Below are 19,627 nucleotides of genomic sequence, written 5' to 3'. Positions count from 1 at the left end.
AGTGACGTCAAAATCAGACAATCTTAACTTGAAGGTCGCGCACTTCACGGAAGCACCGTTGGGAGGGGTTCTTGCGCATTTGCAGGAATTGATCGCGGAGCAAATCAAAGATTCTGCAATCTCTCAAATTGTGGTCTTCGGTCCCGATATAAATGACGAGGCTCTATCGAAGCTGGCTGATCCAAAGCTTGTCATCAAGTCGTACCCATACGTTGGACGATCGATACGGTCTCTCATTAGAGTCCCCTTTGCCGCGGGCGCGCTGATTCAAAGCTTTAAGCCCGATATCGTTCATGTCCACTCTACGTTTGCTGGACTTCTTGTGCGTCCAGTTGCTTTCCTGCTGAGGCGCCGTCCAATCATTGTGTATTGTCCCCATGGTTGGGCGTTCCTGCGGGACACAAAGGCGAACCGGCTATATGCGTGGCTTGAGGCGGCATTGTCGCGCTTGTGCGACGGTGTCGTATGCGTATCTTCCTCCGAGCTCGAAGCGGCTGCTTCAGTCGGCATTCCTGTTTCGAAATGTGTTGTGATTCTAAATGGCATCGCGGACGAGGCGGTGCCGTCAGCGAACTCGGCGTCAGGCCTTGAGAGGCCGGTCAAAATTCTTTTCGTGGGTCGTTTCGATCGACAAAAGGGATTTGACGTGTTTCTCGACGTCATGTCCGAGCTTGGCGACTTGGCTCAGGGCTTTGCGATCGGTGACTTCGTTACCGATGCCACTACCGTTCTAGAAATTCCCGAGAATGTCGAACTCCTCGGTTGGAGAACTCGGTCACAGGTCGAGGAGAGCTTAGCAACGGCTGACCTGCTCCTGATGCCTTCTCGGTGGGAGGGATTGCCCATGATCGCGATCGAAGCGATGCGAGCGGGCCTTCCGATATTCTCCTCCTCAGTAGGAGGACTTCCGGAGCTTGTCGAGGACGGAGCGACCGGACGCCTGCTGAAGAGCTTGCAACCGCTGGATATCGCGAATGCGATACGTGCCACTAGCACTGAGGAATTGCGAAGTTTCGCTCAAAACGCGCATCAACGGTTTAGGATGCACTACACGGCCAGATCAATGGCTGATCGGACAAAGCAACTCTATTTTGATCTCTTGGGAACTCGTGAGTCTTACTCGCAAGAAGCCGTGACTACATCTCGAAGTGAAGTAGAAGGCTCGGGAAGCATTCTGCATCGCTCCCTCGATGGGACGGACCGCAGCCCATAGAAAGCTCAAGCTGGCGCGCCCTAGCTCCGCGCTACTCGTCCGACGCAGGCCGAACCTCAAACTGGATTAAGCCCAGAACAAGGTTAACCAAAAAACTCCGGGCCCTTACGAGCGCGCATTGCCTTCCGATTTCATCAAGGAGCGTGCCGGCGCGCCCGAGCAGAGCAAATCGAGGTGCCGCGGGCGAATGATTGCGAAAGTCCATTAAGCACATCCGTTAAAGAGCGCTCGGTTTCCTTAAACTGATATGCGCTTCTGCCATCTACGGTGGGCGCGTCCAGTTTGAGGAGCGCCAGAGATGTCCAGTTCAGCTTCCACTGCGGACTATGAAGTCAATTCCGCAACGAGCGCGACAAGCTTTATCGATTCGATTGGCATCGCCACTCACCTTGCGTCGTACGATCCGACTCACATCCTGAGCGAGTTATCCTATCTTGGCATTTCGAATGTCCGTGACGGCATCCCGCCCGCCACCGCGCTTTCGACGTATATCGCGCTGGCCGAGACCGGAGTCCGTTTTGTTCTTCTCGAGTCAAATTCCTTCTACGCGGATCAGGCGAGCCAGGTGAATGCGGCAGCCGACCTTGTACGCGCAGATGCTCTCGAAATGGCCGTGCCCGGCAGCATCATTGCGCTGGAAGGGTCGAATGAATACACGACCAACACCTACTATCTCAACGGAATTTCCTCTTACGGGAATCTGAGCTGGGGCGCGGCCGACGACGCCGCGTTGCAGGCGGCGATGCGAGCAGACCCGCTGATGGCCGGCGTCAGCGTGATCGCCGCCTCCGAGTGCAGCACACTCGCGATCTCTTCCTTTGGGACATTTGCAGACGCCTCCAACGTCCATGTCTATGGAGGCATCGGCCAGCAGTTGCAGGACGGTATCAATGCCTGGGTCGCAGCCGCGCAGGCGTCCAATCCCGGCAAGCCCGTCTACATCACTGAAACCGGCGTCTCCAGTTCGGGCTTCAACACATCGACCTGGGGCGGAGGCGTGGCTGATGCCTATACCCAGGGCATCATCGACACCAATGCGCTGCTGGACGGTTACAAGGCGGGAGCCGCCATCACGTTCCTATACGAGCTAATGGATGAGCCTAACGCGTCGAGTGACCAAGAGCAGCACTTCGGCCTCTTCAACGCTGACGGCACTCCGAAACCGGCCGCCATAGACATTAGCAACCTGACGCATATTCTCGAAGACAAAGGTCCGCCGCTCACATCGCCTGGAACTCTTGCCTATAACATCACCGGTTTGCCGAGCACTGCGTCGTCGATGCTGCTGGAAAAGTCGAGCGGTGCTTTCGACATCGTTCTCTGGAATGGCAATGCCACACTTTACAACGGCACCAGCGTCGTGACGCCGCCAACATCGGAGGTAACGATCAGCTTGCCCAGCGCGGTCTCAAGCATCAAGATTTTCGACCCCATTAAAGGGACTACCGCCATTCAGACCGTTTCCAACGTGAGCAGCATAACCGTTGGCTTATCGGCCGATCCGATCATCATCGAGATCGAGCAATCTACCACGACACCGCCTGCTCCGCCGACTGCGCCCCAGGCCCTGAGTGATCCCAGCATCGTGAACGGATATGTCAATGCGGTGCACAACACGGCGCAACAGGCGATTACCGGGATCGCCCAAGCTGGCGCCGTGGTGACAGTTTACGACAATTCGCTCGCCTTGGGTTCTACCGCTGCGGATGCCAATGGTGTCTGGAGCTTTGTCTTGGGCGCATTGCCGGACGGTTCTCACCAAATGACGGCCGTCGCCTCGAATGGATCTGGCCAAATGAGCGCGGCCAGCGCCGGTCTTAACTTCATAGTCGACACCATTGCGTCGGTCCCGGATATCGTCAACGTTGTGCCGACCGGATTGAACTCGGTCACGATCAGCGGCATCAGCACAACCGACTCGACCATTTCGGTATACGACAACGGCCAGCTGATAGGGACGACCTTCTCCTCGAACGGCTCGTGGAGCTTGACAAGCCAGCTGTCCAAGTCGGCTGTACACAGCTTCACAGAGACCGCGACCGACGCAGCCGGAAACACAGGGAGCGCTCCTGGCGTTACCCTCTACTCTAACCAGGCCAACCAGACTCTAACTGGCGGAACGGGCGCCGACGTGCTAATCGGCCGTAGCGGGGACAAACTGACCGGGGGCGCCGGGGCAGATACTTTCGTCTTCAACATGGGCTTCGGTAAGCAGGTTATTAATGATTTCACCCCAAGCACCGCCACAATGCAGGGGGACCACATTGACATCAGCCGCGCGATGGTGCCGGATTTTGCCCACCTTTTAGCCGACGCCCAACAGGTGGGAAGCAACGTGGTCATTACCATCGACAAGTCGGACGTCCTGACCTTGAATCACGCCGCGCTGTCGAACCTTCATGCGTCCGACTTCAGCTTCATCTGACGCTGTTCGGCGATCGGCCGTGTTCCCCTGGTCAGATAGGGCGAACGGAGGAAGTGCGCTGACTCGGCCTCCCCAACTTCGGCGCGAACCGCTCGCCTTGAGCCGCCGCTTAGTCGGCAGTTGTCTTGACCAAGAAGCTGCCAAGAAACAGGCGCGGGAGATCGCTACGTCGGTCGCCATGCGTTGAGCAGGCGGCGCAGCCGCGGGTCTACCGTGCGCCCGAGCCAAAGAGCGAGGGCGCATATGGCAAGGCAAAAAACCGGAAGCCATATAGCGATAGGAACCGCAAAATACACAGCGATCCTTGCAAACACCACCAACGGTAAATGTGTGGCGTAGAGCGGGTAGGAGAGCGCGCCGAGCGCTGCGCACGCAGTTTGGATCCGAGTCGGTGGCTGCAAGCTCGCCCCCCATATGACAAGGAAGGGGAACCCGATAAGAACGGCAGCACAGTCATATAGAGGGCGCAACGATTCCGAGACCGGAACTGCCAAGACCGCGACCAAAGCCAACGCTCCGAGTGCACACGCAAAAGTAGATGGCTTGGCCTTCAACGAGGAACGGCTTATCAAGACACCAACGATGAACCCGAAAGTGACACGCGCTGCCCCCATCCAAATGAAGGGCCAGGTCCAGCCACCATCCAAAGACCCCCTAGCCATCGCAGATGTCACCAGAAACACCGAGGCGCATGCCGCTATGGCTAACAGCGTACGGGTGCCTTGTCGGAAAAGCCATGCGGCAAAAACAAGGTTGATAAGGAGTTCGAAAAATAAGGACCAGGAAGGACCGTTGAGGGGATACAGATCATGGCCGTTGACCGGAGAGGGCAGCATTAACAATTCGGACGGCAAGGCTAGTAACAACTGTGTCCACGTTAGACTCGCTTCGCGACCGTAAACAGCAAACGCCGCTGCCTTCGCAGATGCCAGAACCAAGCCGAGGAAGAACATTGGGTACAGGCGAAGCCAGCGCATCAACATAAACGAGCCGACACCGTAACGCTTCGTTTTCAGGTCGAATTCATACGCCCTGGCGAGGACAAATCCACTCAGGATGAAGAAGAAATCGACGGCAAGGTATCCGCCGGGCATGATCTGAGAGCTGGTTGCGTGGTAGACGCACACAGCAATCGCCGCCAACCCTCGCATACCGTCGAAACTATGAAATCTCGTCACAAAAAAACTCCGGCAAAACAGCAATCAAGGTCCGCACCTAATGCGAGCTGGATTAGCAAGCGGATGGCGTCACAAGGGTTAAACTCAAGCTGCTGCGACGACTCTGATTAATCGTCAGGAAATAAAGTCGGTGGCGGTCAATAACGAGCATGGGCTATCGCAACGTTTTCGTCCAACGATGGTTGGATTTCACGAAGTCTCGTGTGCGGGCAAAATACCAAAATCAATGTCTCAGAACTGATGTCTCATTTACGATGGTATTGCGGCTTCTTATTACAAATACAAGTTGCAGTCTTTGGTAGGGGCAAGCAATCTCACTAATAATCGGGGTATGAGCGTTAGTTAAAGCATCCGGAAGAATCATTTCGCCAACGGCGTAAAGCCGATTGCAGCTGTCCGCGTGGCGCTTGATCTTTGGATTGCAGCCAACCAGGAACGACATTGGTAGACTTGACGAGCTTCATCACGCGATCAGGATGAATGCCAACGCCGACAGCCGAGAACGGCTTGAGAATCGCCGCTGCAGCTTTCACCGCAGCTTCGGGAAGCAGAAGCTCTCGCGCATTCGGAAAGTGAGTAGTCCGGAATGCCGTAACGATGTCCTCAATCGTATAGCGATCTGGGTAACACGCATTGAACAAGACGAAACGCTCCGGGCACGAACGAGCAAATTCGATGGCATTGATCAGGTCTTCGACATAGAAGCAGCCCTTGATCGTGTCGCGCCGGCCCGGATAAACAAAGAAGCCTTTTTGCAGTAGAGTAGCTAATCGAGTGAAATTTCCGTTTTCTCCTGGCCCGAAAACAACCGCGGGGCGCGTGATGACTAACTTGCGATCTTGATTTTCCATCATCCAGCCTCGAAACACCTGTTCGGCCAGGAGCTTCGATCTGCCGTAACTTGAGCTGGGCGCAGGGGGCGTCTCTTCCAGCTTCGAGTCTTCACCAGGGCCGTAAACAGAGATCGAACTCGTGAAGACGATCTGCAGCACGTGCTTGCGTCTGGCGAGTGCCGCGATCTCTACGGCTCCGCCGACGTTGGTCTCATAATACTCGTGATCGGGGTGCCCGGGCGTACGGTGTACGGCGGCAAGGTTGTAGATGGTTGCTATCTCGCCGGATGTATCAAAATTGCTCAGGTCGCGTACATCGCCGATCTTGTACTCGACGCCAGAGACAGGCGCGGCAGGCGCTCGCAAATCGACGCTCATAATTTTGGCCGTGGAGGTCTGCCGTAAACGACGCAGCAGATGGGTTCCGACGAAACCGGAGCCGCCAAAGATCAAAATGCCTTTTTCCATTAGTCCCTCAGCCTCGACATCTCTCATTCAATATGCATTCGGATCGCGCAAACTTGTGGCTACAGTCAGAAGTAGGATCTTAAGATCAAGTCTGACGGCCCAGTTATTGATATACCAGATGTCAAGCTCCACTCTCTTCTGCATAAGCTCGATCGCGCGGATTTCTCCGCGGTAACCATTAACTTGCGCCCAGCCGGTGATGCCGGGTTTGACGTGGTGGCGGAAGGCATAGTTGCCGATGATCTGCTCGTATTCGGTGTTGTGGGCGGCCGCGTGCGGGCGGGGGCCGACCAGCGACATGTCGCCCTTGAGCACGTTGAGGAGCTGCGGCAGCTCGTCAATCGAGGTCTTGCGCAACCACTTGCCAATCGGCGTGACGCGCGGATCATTCTTCTGCGCCTGCTGAATCGTCGGCCCGTCCTCGAGCACACGCATGGTGCGGAATTTGAAGATCCTGAACGCGCGCCCGCCAAAGCCGTGGCGCGTCTGGCGGAAGAACACCGGGCCTTGCGAGGTCAGCTTGATCAGGATCGCGGTCACCAGCATCACCGGCGCGAACACTAGAAGCGCAAGACTTGCTCCGGTAAGGTCCAGCGCGCGCTTGACTGCGCGCTCGCGAGAGGTAAGCGGGGCGCGGCGCAGCTCGGCCGCGAAGGTGTTGCCGGTGCCGACCAGCGGATAGCGCAAAAAGCGGGCCGTGGTGGCGTCCGGCACCAGATGCACGGGAAGCGGCAGGATCTTCAGCACGTCCAGAATGCTCTCGATCGCATGCTGCCGGCTCCAATTCATAAGCAGGAAGATGTGCTCGACCCGGTTCTCGCGCGCATAGGCGATCAGCTCTTCGAAGCGCGGTGCGAGCGAGGAGAGCAATAGCGGGGAAGCCAGCTGCCTTCCAGGGATCTCCATGATTCGCATCAGGCGATAGCCGTGCTGGCCGAGTTCGTCGACCGCATTGGACGAGGTTGCAAGGCCGAACTCGGCGATCATGATCGCTCTTCCGTTGGCGAAGGCGCCGTTGCGCAAGGAATTCGCAGTCCACCGCGCCGCCACGGTCTTCCAGGCGAGCAGGGCGGCAAGGCCGACCAGGTAGAACGAGATCGTGGTTCCTCGCGAGAACTCCTCGCTGACCTTCATCGTAAAGGCGATCGCTATCAGCGCACCAAACAGAGCGGTCCACGTCGCGGTTGTCATTCGCAATGTGCGTGGCAGGTCAGTGATGGTTCGGAGTCGATAGCCCTGCTGCACTACGTTCAGAAGGACAAAATTGACAGCAACCAGGACACTAGCCGCCGCATAGACGTCTGCTTTGCCAGCGAGGCCCGCGGTCAACAAGAGATAGCCGACAGCGCAGCCAATCCCACTGACCACGATCAACGCCGCATCAACTACGGCCATTGAGCGTTCAACAACCGCAGGGCGCAGCCAGCTTGGCGAAAAGCTTGTGGATGTTGAAGCGATTTGCTCGGCCACGGGAATTCCCGTCGCAGAATCAGGAGCGGGCACTGGTCGAGTCGTAATAACTGTCATCCTGCGAAATCCATTCACGCGGAATTTATTACCCGAATAAGCCGTGCTATCGGTCAAAAGCGCTGTTAAAACAAGGTGAAGGAAAAATTAACCTTACCCCCAAGGCGGATTGTAGCTCATCTCGCCTCAAGTGATATGTCAAGTTTACAGACCGTTAGGAAGTTCTTGTTGCCAACCCCGGCCCGGAAGCGGACCCGACGGAGATGGAGGCGGTACCTTGCTACTGCTCTTGCCGCCATCGCTTTGGGGGGTACCCTGCTTCTCCTTCTTGGTCCTGAAGCGATCCCCACACGAACGCCGACAGCTGCTAAAGCTGTGCCAGTCAAGCTCCTCCTTGACGGGCGATATAGTGCTCGGTTTGCCGGCGAACTCGCTGCATCGAGGCAGGGCTATTTCTCCCCCCGTATTGAGGTGTCGGCTCAGCCCGAAGAGCCTGAGTTCGTCCAAACCATTGCACGCGGACATGCCATCGGCGTGACGAGCGGCCAAAACTTCCTGCTGGCAAGCTGGCGCGGCGTGCCCGTAACTGCCTTCGCTGCAAGCTTCCTGGATACCTCGGTCGCGATTTTCACGCTCGAAAGCTCGGGCTTGCGGCGGCCGGCTGATCTGGTCGGAAAACGGGTCGGATACCGCAGAGCGACCGAGGGGGGCGTCGTTTTCGACGCCATGATGGCGCAGCTCGGGCTTCCCCGAAGCCAGATCACCAAGGTCCCAGACCGCGACAGCTTCGAGGCTTTGAGGGCTGGGGAGGTGGATGCGATCATTGCCGCCATCGACGAGCAGCCCGATCCTTCCAGCGCGACCTTCGTGAAGCTGAACGTCATCAAACCGCAGGACTACGGCATCCATGTCCCAGGTCAGGTCTACTTTGCCAGCAATGATCTCATCCTCGAGCAGCCGTCCGTGATTGCCGACGTCCTCCAGGGCCTCATTCGGGGTTGGCAATTCGTTTATGCCGACTACGCAAAGAGCGTGCCCGTTCTCGCTGGCACCGGCCCCGCCGGGCTGAACTTCGAGCGGCTGAGATTCGACCTACAGCAGCAGCGCGAGCTGGTGTTGCCGACGGGCGGCCGCATTGGCGACTACGACGAAAGTCGCTGGCGGACGCTGCGGGATATCCTCATTTTTGCGAAGCTCGGCCAGGAAGACGTGCCTATAGCTCAGACGGTCAACTACCGGTTCTTGCGGGATGCGTACCGCCGTTCACCTGACCGAGCCGCCCCCGGCGTCTTGGGCGTTGAGAAATAGGACCGAGAAGCCACACTCGTGCGCCATGTTGACTCAGACTGGGCGGGCCCCCCTCGGCATCAGTTGCTTTTCTGCCCGTGGCCTTGGTAAATTCGGTTCACTATTTCGGTCAGTCGCGGGGGCTCCGTGACGTGACGGCCCAAGTCCGGCGGGCGAGGAGCTTTTGGGATGCTTAAGACATCGATGCGAGCTGGCCTTTTGGTCGCGGCCGTTTCCCTGTGCGCAGCGAGCGGGGCGAGCGCCGCAATGCAGATGCCCGCGCCGGCGGCCCTGCATACAGATGAGAGCCAAGCGACGCCTGTTACGTTTTGGGCGCAGCCGTATCCTTATCGGTATGTGCCGCGGCGCCACTGCCCGTTGGTGCGGGTCGAGACGCCCTATGGCTGGTATATGGACCGGGTCTGCGCGCCTGTTGGTCCGGTGTTGCGTCGGGCCTATTAGCAACCCGGCCTTCTCACTCGCGCTCGCTCGTCCTTTCCCTAGCCGTCAAGCGCAACGGCTAGTGCGGCAGAGAATTTGTTGAGGGTTGCAGATCTCCACACCCTTGGCAGACCAAGGAATTCGATGTGCGTTTGCACACTATAATCGAAGCGTTCTTCTCCCAATGCGGGCGCACCGCGGCTGGAGCGGTGAACTGCTAAGGCTCGATCGGTGCGAGGAAGATCACCTGCGGCCGCATCCGTGCAAACCAGTCGAACACGGCGGCCTGGTTGCAGAGATCCAGCTCGCGCCGGTCGGCTGTCACGAGCCTGACGTCCTCTCGGGCGAGCCGGCGCACAAGCGCACTGCCGACCATGCCGCGATGACCGGCGACATAGACGCTTTTACCCTTGAGCTCAAACGGTATGCTTGCCACGTCCGGCGTCCCGTTTTGCTTCGGCTAGATCGCTTGCTACCATTTCCTCCACGAGCTGGGCGAAGGTACGCTGCCGCCAAGGTCGGTGGCATCGTGGCCAATGATACGCTACGGGCCGAGTTCATTTACGATAACATTGCGATTGCCGCAAACGTGGTTCACGCCGCGCATCAAAATGGTGCGGAGAAGCTGATGTTTCTCGGCTCATCCTGCATCTATCCGAAGCTGGCGCCTCAGCCGCTCCGCGAAGATTACGTGCTCTCGGGCCCGCTGGAGCCGACCAACGAACCCTACGCGATCGCCAAGATCGCCGGCATCAAGATGGTGGAGGCCTATCGCAGTCAATACGGTTGCGATTTCATCAGCGTGATGCCGACCAATCTCTACGGTCCCGGCGATAATTATTACCCTGAAATGAGTCACGTGGTCGCCGCGTTGATCCGGCGCTTCCACGAGGCGAAGCTCTCGGGCGCAACGAACGTCGTGGTGTGGGGCACCGGCACGCCCCGGCGCGAGTTCCTCTATGTCGACGACATGGCGGATGCCTGTGTGCACCTGATGAAGATGTATTCCGGCGCCGAACTGGTCAACATCGGCACCGGCGAGGACATCGCCATTGCTGAGTTCGCTCGACTCGTCGCAGACATTGTCGACTACAAAGGTGAGATCGCTTTCGACACCACGAGGCCAGACGGCACGCCGCGCAAGCTACTCGATGTCAGCCGCCTCGAGGGGCTCGGCTGGCGCGCGAAGACCTCCCTCGCGGACGGTCTGAAGCAGGCGTACGCGGCATATCTGTCGCTTGGGTGAAGCGCGGTTACTCCCGCTTTATTCATCGCAAGCCGTCCGAAGGATCGCGATCGCATCTTGAAGGCGGGTGACTTCGAAGGCGATCTGCCTTGATAGTGTCTCGGTGTTTGCCGCGTCGGCGCAAGCAAGGGTGAGGCTCGCGCATCTCTGCTTCTCTCAGTTGGTGAGAAACTCGTATAGTTTCTTCGATATGTAGCTTCCCAGCTCATCGTCGCCAATCGGTGTCATGGGAAAAGCTTTCTTCAGGTTGGCCCGCTCTGTTGCGAAGCGGTTCGATGCGCATTGTGGTTTGGGCGCCGTCTCTGGCTGGATTCCGCGAGTATTGTTTTCTTTTATCAGCATCAGGCGTCCAAGCTGTGCTCCGCTCAGGAGCGATTCAAATAAGGCGAGGATCTTACGCGACCGAGCGTACACCTCCATGCTGATAGAATGTTGATCGAAGCCGTACGATCGAAGACGCGCTTCGATATCCAGCGCAGCGGCGCCGTCTATTTGCCAACCCGGGGCGTTATTGATGGAATAGATTCGCCGACGTCCTGAAAATCTGGGGCGATTCCGGTAAGGTCGACGCGGCGAAGCGTCATCTCGATGGCTTTTTGGCGGTAGGTGTTCAGGATCCGATGCCGCAGTATCCGGTAGCGCCGCATCTACTAGGAGAGCTCGATGCAGGGATTGATGATGGGATCGGCAAAGCGGCACGGTAAACTTGTCGCTGACTTTGCGTCGCAATGTGCGTGGTTGAGCAAACTTCAGGTGATGCGCATCAGCAGGTGTCTTCTGACAAACTAGACAGCCTTGGTTGCGTATAAAAGCGAGGTGATCCTTATCGGAGGCGTCGGGGACGACACCTATGTCGTCGGTGCTGCAAGATCATCGAGAACCCGGGCGAAGGTGTCGACACGGTTCAGATACGCTCCCGTCAAATGTCGAGAATCTAACCCTGATGCAGGGGAGCTTGACAGGAACCGGGAACGATCTCGCAAATCGAATGGTAGGGTCAAGTGGCAATGACATTGTTGATGGCAGGAGGCGACGATTGCTTGTTTGGAGGCGGAGGCAACGATATCTTCGCGGACACGATACGATCGCCGACTTCCATGTGTATACAACCTCAACAGCTGAGCACGACAAGTTGCTTTTCAAGGGTTATGGCGCAAGCCGTATCTGACCGTCGAGGCAGACGAGTAGGTTCGTCCACTATGCCGGCGGAGTCGATAAGCTTATGATCGTGAGTGTGTTTGTTGCATAGCTTTGATCGACCTCTCAATTGGGCTTAACGAGGAAGATGCCTGAAGGTTAGCGGCAAGGGCGCACGCTCGACAACTAGGCGCGTCAGTTGTCGGGCCTTTGTCGAAATGTCGTTCTTCGGTTTGGCGGCTCCCTTGCGGGGGATCGTTCGAGCAGGCCGACGTGCCGCCTCACTTGGTTGATTGTTGTCTGGAAATTGATCCAGTTGAATCGGATGGCGGATGAAGACAGCCATGACAGATCACCAACTTCCTGCTGAGCTGCCGATCGTTTTCCACTTCAATCTCGTCGTGTACGGCCCACCACGCCTCTGAATAAGGGCGAAGGGCGAGTAATACTCTCTCTCGTTCCTTGTTGTGTTCGTATGCAATCGGAGAACTGGTCACGCGCCTCGCCGTGTAAGGTAGATTGGGATTGCGGCCCAATCCATCCCAGGCAATCGCACAGCTCGGCGTTGATGGCGCAGTTGCGCAGCCTGTGAGCAAACAGGCGGCACTAAAGGCTGTCATGAGAAATCGCCGAGACATTCGGGGCCTACATGCAAGCGGCACAAGAGCACCCGGTTCCGCAGGGGGAACTTGGTGGAAACTGGTTAATGGATGGTTAATCGTAAGCGCTTAGCCGGTGCCCTTGGTTCGGGATCGGGATAGCTGTGCAAAAAGGACGTCCATTTAGACGGCCCGTCGGCGGGGGCGGTGAGCCGGTTGGAAGTTCTCGAAGGACCATCGGGGCGCCGCGTGCGTTCGGAAGCTGAGAGAGCTCGGATCGTCGCCGAGAGTCTGTTGCCCGGTGCCGAGGTGGCGCGCAAGCACGGAGCGAGGCGCTGGCAGATCTACGATTGGCTAGGGCGGCTTCGACAACGAGGCGTGTTGCCGCCGTGCGAGGCGTCGCATCCGACATTCGCGCCGCTAGTTGTGGAAGGTGCGTTGGAGGATCGTCACGTTCCGGCGATTAAGTTTGAGATCGCGATCGGTGATGTCGTTCTGCGGACGGATACGGCCATAGATGCCGAGCAGCTGTCTCGGGTGATCCGCGCGCTGCGAGCGTCACGATGATCGCGGCGGTGCAGATCTGAAGATTTCCGTTGCAACGCGGCCGATCGACTTCCGCTGTGGCCACGATGGGCTTGCGCCGAAAGTGCAGAAGATGCTTCGTCTCAATCGTTCAGCGGGGCAGCCTTCGTGTTCCGATCGAAACGAGCGGACCGAATCAAGATTTTGGTGTGGGACCGAACGGGCCTGGTGTTGGTTCAGAAGCGCCTCGAAGGTTGCAAGTTCGTTTGGCCAACGATCGCGGACGGCGTGATACGGATGTCCCCGGCGATGTTCGCGGCCTTGTTCGAGGGGCTGGATTGGAGGTTGCTGCGCCCGGAAGAAGCACGGCACCCGCAGGTCGCTGGTAAGCGCTTAGCCGTCACCCTATTGATGCGGGCTTGACGCTTTGCGGAATCGCCACGGCATGAGGTCTTCGATCCTGCTGTGGGGACTGACGCCCGCGCCAAGATCGCCACTGGGTCGCCGACTACAATCTCCAGCGTCCCCACTCGTCGCTGAAATACCTGACCCCCGCGGCCTACGCCGCTCACCTCACCGCAACGGACGATCGGCTGCGCAACCCCGACCAGCTCCGCCGATCGTCCGTTGCTCCATCCGCGCCACTTGGCGTACAAAACCTCAAGACTCTAACTGCCGCTGGATGAAAATGCAGTGGCAGGTCAGCTGGCCTCGATAGTCGCTACCTGCAAGCTCAACAGCGTCAACCCGGCTGCCTACATCGCTGAAACACTCGAGGCGATCATCGACGGTCATCCCCATAGCACGAGCGATGATCTCATGCCGTGGCGATTCCGCAAAACGTCAAGCCAGCCTCAATAGGGTCACGGCTAAGCGCTTATCAACTGAACGCCTTCTAGCCCAAGACTCCCCAAGGAGCACATCCTGAGGATCGCAGCTGGGCAATCTGGTCAGGACAAATTCAACTTGCGTGTGTGGGTAAACCAGACCGGAACTTTGAACAACAGCATACGACTAAAACCCAAATTAAAAAGCACGTGAGATTTAATCGTCCCATGTGCGGTCGCCGCACTCGCATTCAAATGAGCGCAGGGTCTTTTCCCTATCTGGGAAATGCACTACCTTTAGCAGGCGGAGCGTTCTTCCGCAGAATCTACACTTTCTATTTGGTCGGCTTTCGATTTCGCCAATCTTGTCGGATCTAAACAGCTCCATCCCGTCCCCCTACCCAGTCTCCCGAGGGAAAAATTAGGCAAATACCCTAGATTTGTCATCAACAATCGACTTCGCCCCGCTAGCTCAAAATGCGCTCGGGCCCGCTCCTCAAACTGACTCAGATAAGATTGTCACAGACTAGGGGACAACTTGGGATGCCTTTTTCTCGAGTACCAATTTGAATGAGGAGTTTACGTACTGCTCACTGAAAGCTCGATTATAGCCCTTGTTCGGACACGTTGACCACGCGGCAGCGTAGGCTGGCGCCGTCGCAAAGACGTAGGCGCCACCTTCGACTTTCGACGGTTTGTCACTCATTACGGCCAGGATTCGCGCCGTCTCGCTTTGTCTCTAACAGACCAGATTGTTGCGCGATCTGCGTCGCTAAATCTGATCGTTCCTTGGCGAGACGTTTTCTTTGCTCAGCCATGTCGTGCCCATCACGTTCGAGCCCCTTAATCAGGATAGCTTCGTTTTCGATATAAAATTGCGTGGATGAAATCTATCGCGTCAGAGTAGCTAGTTCGTCTTCGGCAATGTGAGGTCATGGCATTCTCAACGACTGGCGTGCTGGTGACTATCCGATCAATTTTTAGTTGCAGTTTCATGGTTAAGAATATCCAATCGTTGTTGCGGCTCGGGCCTTACAAGTTCTTGTTCGAGCGCCCCCATCTGCGAGAGGATGATCGCACTCGGCGCAAATCAACGAGTTCGCCAATTGAGCATCGCTGATCGGCGAAGCGAGCAGAGCGCCTTTACGCCAATCGAGTACCGTAATGTGACCATCATTCTGACCTTGCTTCTAGCAAGCACGATTCTGGGATTGTTGACCGGTTTGTTTTATCGGATCTGGGCGATTGGTCTCTTGTCAGTCCTCATCGCTATTTTCTCAGCCTTGGTTCTCCACTTCTTCGGATTTCGATTTCTCGAGGGTGTAGCTGTCAGCGTTCTTTGTCTTGTAGTCTGCCAGCTTGCATACTGGGTGGCGTCACTTCACTTGCTCAAGGGAGCGGATCTATCTGAGGATGAGATCCACGGCTGTCCAGGCGGCGAGCGCGAGCAAGATGTCCACGATGAGAACCGCTAGCGCTATATGGATCAAATTCGGATCCTTGCGGCGCCAGCGTCTCGTTCTCGCCGATATCCGCGAATGGCCTCGCGGTGAGCGAGCGGCGGGTCGCGCTGCTGTCCCGAATAAGAGCGTACTCTTTTGACGCAACCGATAGTTCATTTTGAAACATCGCCAAGCTTTTCAAAGTGCTATAGAGCGTATGAGCAAGAGCGATGCCATCAGGTAGTCTGAACGGCTGCAGCGGTATCGTAGTGGTGATCGTGGGCCGTCTCGACTTGTGCCGAGTTCTCCACCAGGTCAGCGAGCTGTAGCTCAAAGCAGACCAGCAACGTGCCTCGCTCCAGGGCCTATCGTGCCGCATGGGAAGCGGCATTATTTCTCGAGTGACGTTCTAGAAGTTTTGGCGGAATGGAGGGAAACTCGTCGCTGACTTTACGTCCCAAAGTGCGCGGTTGAGCAAACTTCAGGTGATGTGCATTAGGGGTGGCAGACCAGACAATCCTGTCTGCGGATGAAGGCGAAGTGATCCTTGCTTCCTTTCCGAGGCGGCTCTTTTGGGAAGGCGAGGCCGACCTGCTCTCCGCGACAGGCGTTGGCAGGTGTGTGAACCTCGCTGGATATCTCGAAAGGATATTCCTCAGGCGCAGGCGGTTCGACCGCTGACACGGGCCGTTGGCTTGATGTCGGAAAGGGCGGCTTTCTCGAACCTCTTCTGGTAGGAGGCCTCGAGAACGCGCGCGTCCGCCTCCAGCAAAGTGTTCTTCAGGAACAGGCTGATCTTGGCCCAGGCGAGCAGCCCTTCGCTATCCTCCTGAAGAGCAAGCTCGCCGTATCGCTCCGGTGAGGACCGCCTTGTGCGGTTTGATGGAGGATGAAGACATAGGCGTATGACTGACCATATGCCTATGCCGAAGGTTTCCCGACTTGAAGTCGTCTCGACGGGCGCTCGACGCCGTTGGACATTGGAAAGCAGCGGATCGTCACCGAGAGCTATGACGGGCCACGTCTGGTGTCGGTGACGGCTCGACGTAACGGGCTGTCGACCAGCCAATTGTTCACGTGGCGCCGGTTGGCGCGCGAGGGCAAGTTGAGCGGGGATGCCGCACCGGTGCTTGTTCCGGTTGAGATCACGCCTGCGGCGGCTCCGATCTCGACTGGCGCGCCACAACCGATGTCTTCACCGCCTGCGCAACGTGCAAGGGCCGGTATTATCGAGATCGAGCTTGGCGGCGGCTGTCGCGTGCGCGTTGACCGGGACGTGGACACGAAGGCGCTGCAGCGGGTTCTTGAGCTCCTGCGGCGGCGATGATCCCGATCCCGAGCGGCGTCAGGGTCTGGATCGCCACAGGCCACACCGACATGCGCCGCGGATGCAAAGCCTGGCGCTTGCGGTCCAGGAGAGCCTGAAGCGCGATCCTCATGCTGGCGATCTCTACATCTTCCGGGGTCACCGCGGCGATCTGGTCAAGATCCTCTGGCATGACGGGCTGGGCATGTCGCTCTACGCCAAGCGCCTGGATCGCGGCAAGTTCATCTGGCCTTCGGCGTCGGACGGCGCGGTATCGATCTCGGCGGCGCAGATGGCGTACATGCTGGAAGGGATCGACTGGCGGAATCCGCAACTGAGCTGGCGACCGCAGAGCGCGGGCTGATCCAGGAAAATCTGCGGCTGCTGACATTTTGGGGAGTCCCAACGTGTCCAACGCATGGATGCCGACCGCGACGCTGTTCCGGATGACATTGCCGCGCTGAGGAAGGCGCTGGCAATCGAGCGCGCGAAGGGTTTGGAGATCGCCGCCGAACTCGCGGTCGCCCGCGCGAAAGCGTCGGAAGACGAGGCGATGATCGCGCAGCAGAAGCTGCTGATCGCCAAGCTGAGGCATCAGATCTACGGCCAGCGGTCGGAGCGTTCGGCGCGGCTGATCGAGCAATTGGCGCTGACGTTCGAGGAGCTGGAAGTCGACGCCAGGGAGGACGAGCTCGCGGCGGAACGGGCGGTGGCCAGGACGACGGTGCGGGGATTCACGCGTAAGCGCGGCGAACGCCAGACCTTCCCTGAGCATTTACCGCGCCAACGAGTGGTGATCGACGGACCTACGGCTTGTGAATGCTGCGGCAGCAGTCGCCTACGCAAGCTTGGCGAGGACGTGACGCTGACGCTGGAAGTGGTGCCGCGCCAGTGGAAGGTGATCGAGACGGTCCGCGAGAAGTTCTCCTGTCGCGACTGCGAGAAGATCAGCCAGGTGTGAGTGGCGGAGTAATTCTCCCCACTTATGGCATTTGAAAATTCCCCAGTTTTCGCGACGGCCGACCGGCCAGGGCATGCCCTGGCCGGTCGGCCGTCGCGTCGAATCGCCGACGTTCCTCCTGCAGGCGGAAGGGAGGGCGCGGTGCTCAAACTTGGGGAACTTGTCATGATCCTGGATTCGCATCGCCAAGGTCTGTCGGTCAGCGCTATCGCCCGGCAACTTGGTGTCGATCGAAAGACAGTCAGGGCCTACATCGCCAAAGGATTGGAGCCGCCGGTCTACAAAAAGCGAGCGGTGCGGCCCGGAATTGTCGACCACTTCGAAGCTTATTTGCGTGAGCGGCTGGCTGCCTATCCTGCGCTCACCGCCGTGCGGCTGTGGCGTGAGCTCAAGGAACGCGGCTTCGTCGGCGGCTACAGCATCGTACGCGATCGCGTGCGCGAGCTGCGGCCTGCCCAGCCGGCAGCCTTCGAAGTGCGTTTTGAAACTCCAGCAGGTGAGCAGGCGCAAGTCGACTTCGCCAGGTTCGAGGTCCAGTTTGTCGATGAGCCAGGAGTCAAGCGCATCGTCTGGCTGTTCTCGATGGTGCTCGGCTACTCACGACTGATCTGGGCGCGGTTCGTTGTCCATCAGGACCTGCAAACAGTGCTTCGCTGCCATATCGCCGCTCTGGAAGCGATCGGCGGCGCTCCGCGCGAGATCCTCTACGACCGCATGAAGACCGCTGTCCTTGGCCAGGACGCCGAGGGGCTCGTGGTCTACAACCGCGCGCTGATCGATCTCGCTCGCCATTATGGCTTCCAGCCGCGCGCTTGCCGGCCTTATCGGCCCAAGACAAAAGGCAAGGTCGAGCGGCCATTCCGCTACATCCGCGAGGACTTCTTCCTCGGCGGGGTCTTCCGCAATCTGGACGACCTCAACGGCCAGCTCCGCCATTGGCTGGATACCGTCGCCAATCCGCGGGTGCATGCCACGACCCATCGGGTCGTCAATGAGGCCTTCGCCGAGGAAAAGGCGGCACTGCAAGCCTTGCCGAGCGCGCCCTACCGGGCGGTGTTGCATCTGGAGCGACGGGCCTCGCACGAAGGCATGGTGAGCGTCGGCGGCAATCTGTACAGCGTGCCTGATACGAGGCGGCGGCGGGTCTTCGACGTCCACGTCCTCGCCGACGAAATCCGCATCTTCGAGGGCAGCGTGCTGGTGGCAAGTCATGCCCCGCTCGAAGGTCGGGGCCAGAAGCGGCTCGATCCGGCACATCGCAAGCTCGCCAGCTTCGGCCGACGCCGTCCAGGCAGTGCAGAACCCGTCACCCTCACGCGCGCCGGTGACCACGCCGTTCGTCGCTCGCTTGACTTCTACGCGGCCGTCGGTCGCCGCCTGGCAGCCCAGGAGATCGTATGATGAGTGCTTCCTCCGTCATCGAGCGCGTCAAGACCAACCTGGTCAGTCTGAAGATGCCGCGCGCCCTGGAAATCCTCGATGTCACCCTGCGCGGCCTCGAACGCGGCGAAATTAGCGCCCTCGACGCCATCGATGCCTTGCTCACCGAAGAACTCACGATGCGCGAGAACCGTCGCATCAAAATGGCGGTTCAAATGGCCAAGTTGTCGGCCATCAAGACGCTCGCCGGCTTCGACTTCGCCTTCCAACCGTCGCTCGACAAAAACCGCGTCCTGGCGCTCGCCGGATTGCAGTTCATTAATCGGGCCGAGGCGGTCCATCTCATTGGGCCACCAGGAACCGGCAAGACCCATTTGAGCCTCGCTCTCGGCGTGGAGGCCGTTAAGGCAGGGCGCAGCGTCTACTTCAGCTCCCTCGCCGATATCGTCGCCTCGCTCGCCAAGGCCGAACGTGACGGCGCTCTGCGCGAGCGGATCCGCTACTACTGCCGGTTCGCGCTGCTCATCGTCGATGAAATCGGCTACCTCCCGGTCACCCCCGGTGGCGGCAACTTGTTCTTCCAGCTCGTCAACGCCCGATATGAAAAAGGCGCTATGATCCTAACCTCGAACCGCGGCTTCGCCGAGTGGGGAGAGATCTTCGGCGATTCCGTCGTCGCTACCGCGCTGCTCGATCGCCTGCTTCACCACGCCGTCGTCATCCAAATCGAGGGCTCGAGCTATCGCCTACGCGAACATGCTGATCTCGTCCCCGAGACGATCCGACACAAAACGCAGGCAACCGCGAACCCCATTCCCCCGACCCTGAAACGGCGGGGCCGTCCACCAAAAGACGGAGGTGCTGATCACGTCGACGGCTGATCGCCATCCCG

The 19,627-nt window shown here is 58.4% G+C and carries 13 protein-coding genes and 5 pseudogenes; 13 read left to right on the top strand and 5 right to left on the bottom strand.

Annotated elements, in window-relative coordinates:
- The first annotated feature begins 1 nt into the window (after position 1).
- On the top strand, positions 2 to 1,213 hold the full coding sequence (locus tag P6U27_RS28830) for a glycosyltransferase (RefSeq protein WP_407192936.1): 1,212 nt from the start codon (positions 2 to 4) through the stop codon (positions 1,211 to 1,213).
- Between the two features lie 298 nt (positions 1,214 to 1,511).
- The gene (locus tag P6U27_RS28825; RefSeq protein ID WP_407192935.1) at positions 1,512 to 3,638 is read left to right on the top strand and encodes an Ig-like domain-containing protein; all 2,127 of its coding nucleotides are present in this window, start codon (positions 1,512 to 1,514) and stop codon (positions 3,636 to 3,638) included.
- A 164-nt stretch (positions 3,639 to 3,802) separates the two neighbouring features.
- Here the strand turns inward: P6U27_RS28825 and P6U27_RS28820 are convergent, their stop codons facing one another.
- The 3 genes from P6U27_RS28820 to P6U27_RS28810 all read right to left on the bottom strand — a co-directional run bounded on the left by P6U27_RS28820 (position 3,803) and on the right by P6U27_RS28810 (position 7,587).
- Positions 3,803 to 4,816: an acyltransferase family protein gene (locus tag P6U27_RS28820; protein ID WP_407192934.1), complete on the bottom strand. Its 1,014-nt coding sequence runs from the start codon at positions 4,814 to 4,816 to the stop codon at positions 3,803 to 3,805.
- Between the two features lie 338 nt (positions 4,817 to 5,154).
- Positions 5,155 to 6,117, bottom strand: coding sequence for an NAD-dependent epimerase/dehydratase family protein (locus P6U27_RS28815; protein WP_407192933.1), 963 nt, complete (start codon positions 6,115 to 6,117; stop codon positions 5,155 to 5,157).
- Positions 6,118 to 6,144: 27 nt separating this feature from the next.
- Positions 6,145 to 7,587, bottom strand: a complete 1,443-nt coding sequence (locus P6U27_RS28810) for an undecaprenyl-phosphate glucose phosphotransferase (protein ID WP_407192932.1) — start codon at positions 7,585 to 7,587, stop codon at positions 6,145 to 6,147.
- A gap of 372 nt (positions 7,588 to 7,959) precedes the next feature.
- Here P6U27_RS28810 and P6U27_RS28805 point away from each other — a divergent pair, with 372 nt between their 5' ends.
- Positions 7,960 to 8,892, top strand: a complete 933-nt coding sequence (locus P6U27_RS28805; protein WP_407192931.1) for an ABC transporter substrate-binding protein — start codon at positions 7,960 to 7,962, stop codon at positions 8,890 to 8,892.
- 652 nt (positions 8,893 to 9,544) lie between these two features.
- Here the strand turns inward: P6U27_RS28805 and P6U27_RS28800 are convergent.
- Positions 9,545 to 9,748: pseudogene (locus tag P6U27_RS28800) on the bottom strand (NAD-dependent epimerase/dehydratase family protein); the annotation flags it as partial.
- A 69-nt stretch (positions 9,749 to 9,817) separates the two neighbouring features.
- On the opposite strand from P6U27_RS28800, the pseudogene P6U27_RS28795 reads away from it, so the two are divergent.
- Positions 9,818 to 10,558: pseudogene (locus P6U27_RS28795) on the top strand (GDP-L-fucose synthase family protein); the annotation flags it as partial.
- Between the two features lie 660 nt (positions 10,559 to 11,218).
- Here P6U27_RS28795 and P6U27_RS28790 read toward each other — a convergent pair.
- A pseudogene (locus P6U27_RS28790) lies at positions 11,219 to 11,383 on the bottom strand (putative HNHc nuclease); the annotation flags it as partial.
- Between the two features lie 1,604 nt (positions 11,384 to 12,987).
- On the opposite strand from P6U27_RS28790, the gene tnpB (P6U27_RS28785) reads away from it, so the two are divergent.
- From tnpB (P6U27_RS28785) to istB, 9 genes and pseudogenes are all read left to right on the top strand, one after another.
- Positions 12,988 to 13,242, top strand: coding sequence for an IS66 family insertion sequence element accessory protein TnpB (tnpB, locus tag P6U27_RS28785; protein WP_407192930.1), 255 nt, complete (start codon positions 12,988 to 12,990; stop codon positions 13,240 to 13,242).
- 54 nt (positions 13,243 to 13,296) lie between these two features.
- A pseudogene (locus P6U27_RS28780) lies at positions 13,297 to 13,505 on the top strand (integrase core domain-containing protein); the annotation flags it as partial.
- Between the two features lie 7 nt (positions 13,506 to 13,512).
- The gene (locus tag P6U27_RS28775) at positions 13,513 to 13,680 is read left to right on the top strand and encodes a transposase domain-containing protein (RefSeq protein WP_407192929.1); all 168 of its coding nucleotides are present in this window, start codon (positions 13,513 to 13,515) and stop codon (positions 13,678 to 13,680) included.
- Between the two features lie 1,036 nt (positions 13,681 to 14,716).
- Positions 14,717 to 15,121: a hypothetical protein gene (locus P6U27_RS28770; protein ID WP_407192928.1), complete on the top strand. Its 405-nt coding sequence runs from the start codon at positions 14,717 to 14,719 to the stop codon at positions 15,119 to 15,121.
- 940 nt (positions 15,122 to 16,061) lie between these two features.
- The gene (tnpA, locus tag P6U27_RS28765) at positions 16,062 to 16,415 is read left to right on the top strand and encodes an IS66-like element accessory protein TnpA (RefSeq protein ID WP_407192927.1); all 354 of its coding nucleotides are present in this window, start codon (positions 16,062 to 16,064) and stop codon (positions 16,413 to 16,415) included.
- A gap of 61 nt (positions 16,416 to 16,476) precedes the next feature.
- A complete protein-coding gene (tnpB, locus tag P6U27_RS28760; RefSeq protein ID WP_407192926.1) occupies positions 16,477 to 16,758 on the top strand; it encodes an IS66 family insertion sequence element accessory protein TnpB in 282 nt (93 codons plus the stop codon).
- Positions 16,759 to 16,812: 54 nt separating this feature from the next.
- Positions 16,813 to 17,349: pseudogene (locus P6U27_RS28755) on the top strand (IS66 family transposase zinc-finger binding domain-containing protein); the annotation flags it as partial.
- 147 nt (positions 17,350 to 17,496) lie between these two features.
- Positions 17,497 to 18,756 carry an IS21 family transposase gene (gene istA / locus P6U27_RS28750; protein ID WP_407192925.1) on the top strand — a complete coding sequence of 420 codons (1,260 nt, stop codon included), beginning with the start codon at positions 17,497 to 17,499 and terminating at the stop codon, positions 18,754 to 18,756.
- Positions 18,753 to 19,616 carry an IS21-like element helper ATPase IstB gene (istB, locus tag P6U27_RS28745; protein WP_407120139.1) on the top strand — a complete coding sequence of 288 codons (864 nt, stop codon included), beginning with the start codon at positions 18,753 to 18,755 and terminating at the stop codon, positions 19,614 to 19,616. Before istA ends, istB begins: the two co-directional genes overlap by 4 nt.
- The last annotated feature ends 11 nt before the right edge of the window (positions 19,617 to 19,627 follow it).

The sequence above is a fragment of the Bradyrhizobium sp. STM 3566 genome, from assembly GCF_045571445.1.
In the GTDB taxonomy this organism is placed as follows: domain Bacteria; phylum Pseudomonadota; class Alphaproteobacteria; order Rhizobiales; family Xanthobacteraceae; genus Bradyrhizobium; species Bradyrhizobium vignae.
This window is presented reverse-complemented; position numbering and strand designations above follow the sequence as displayed.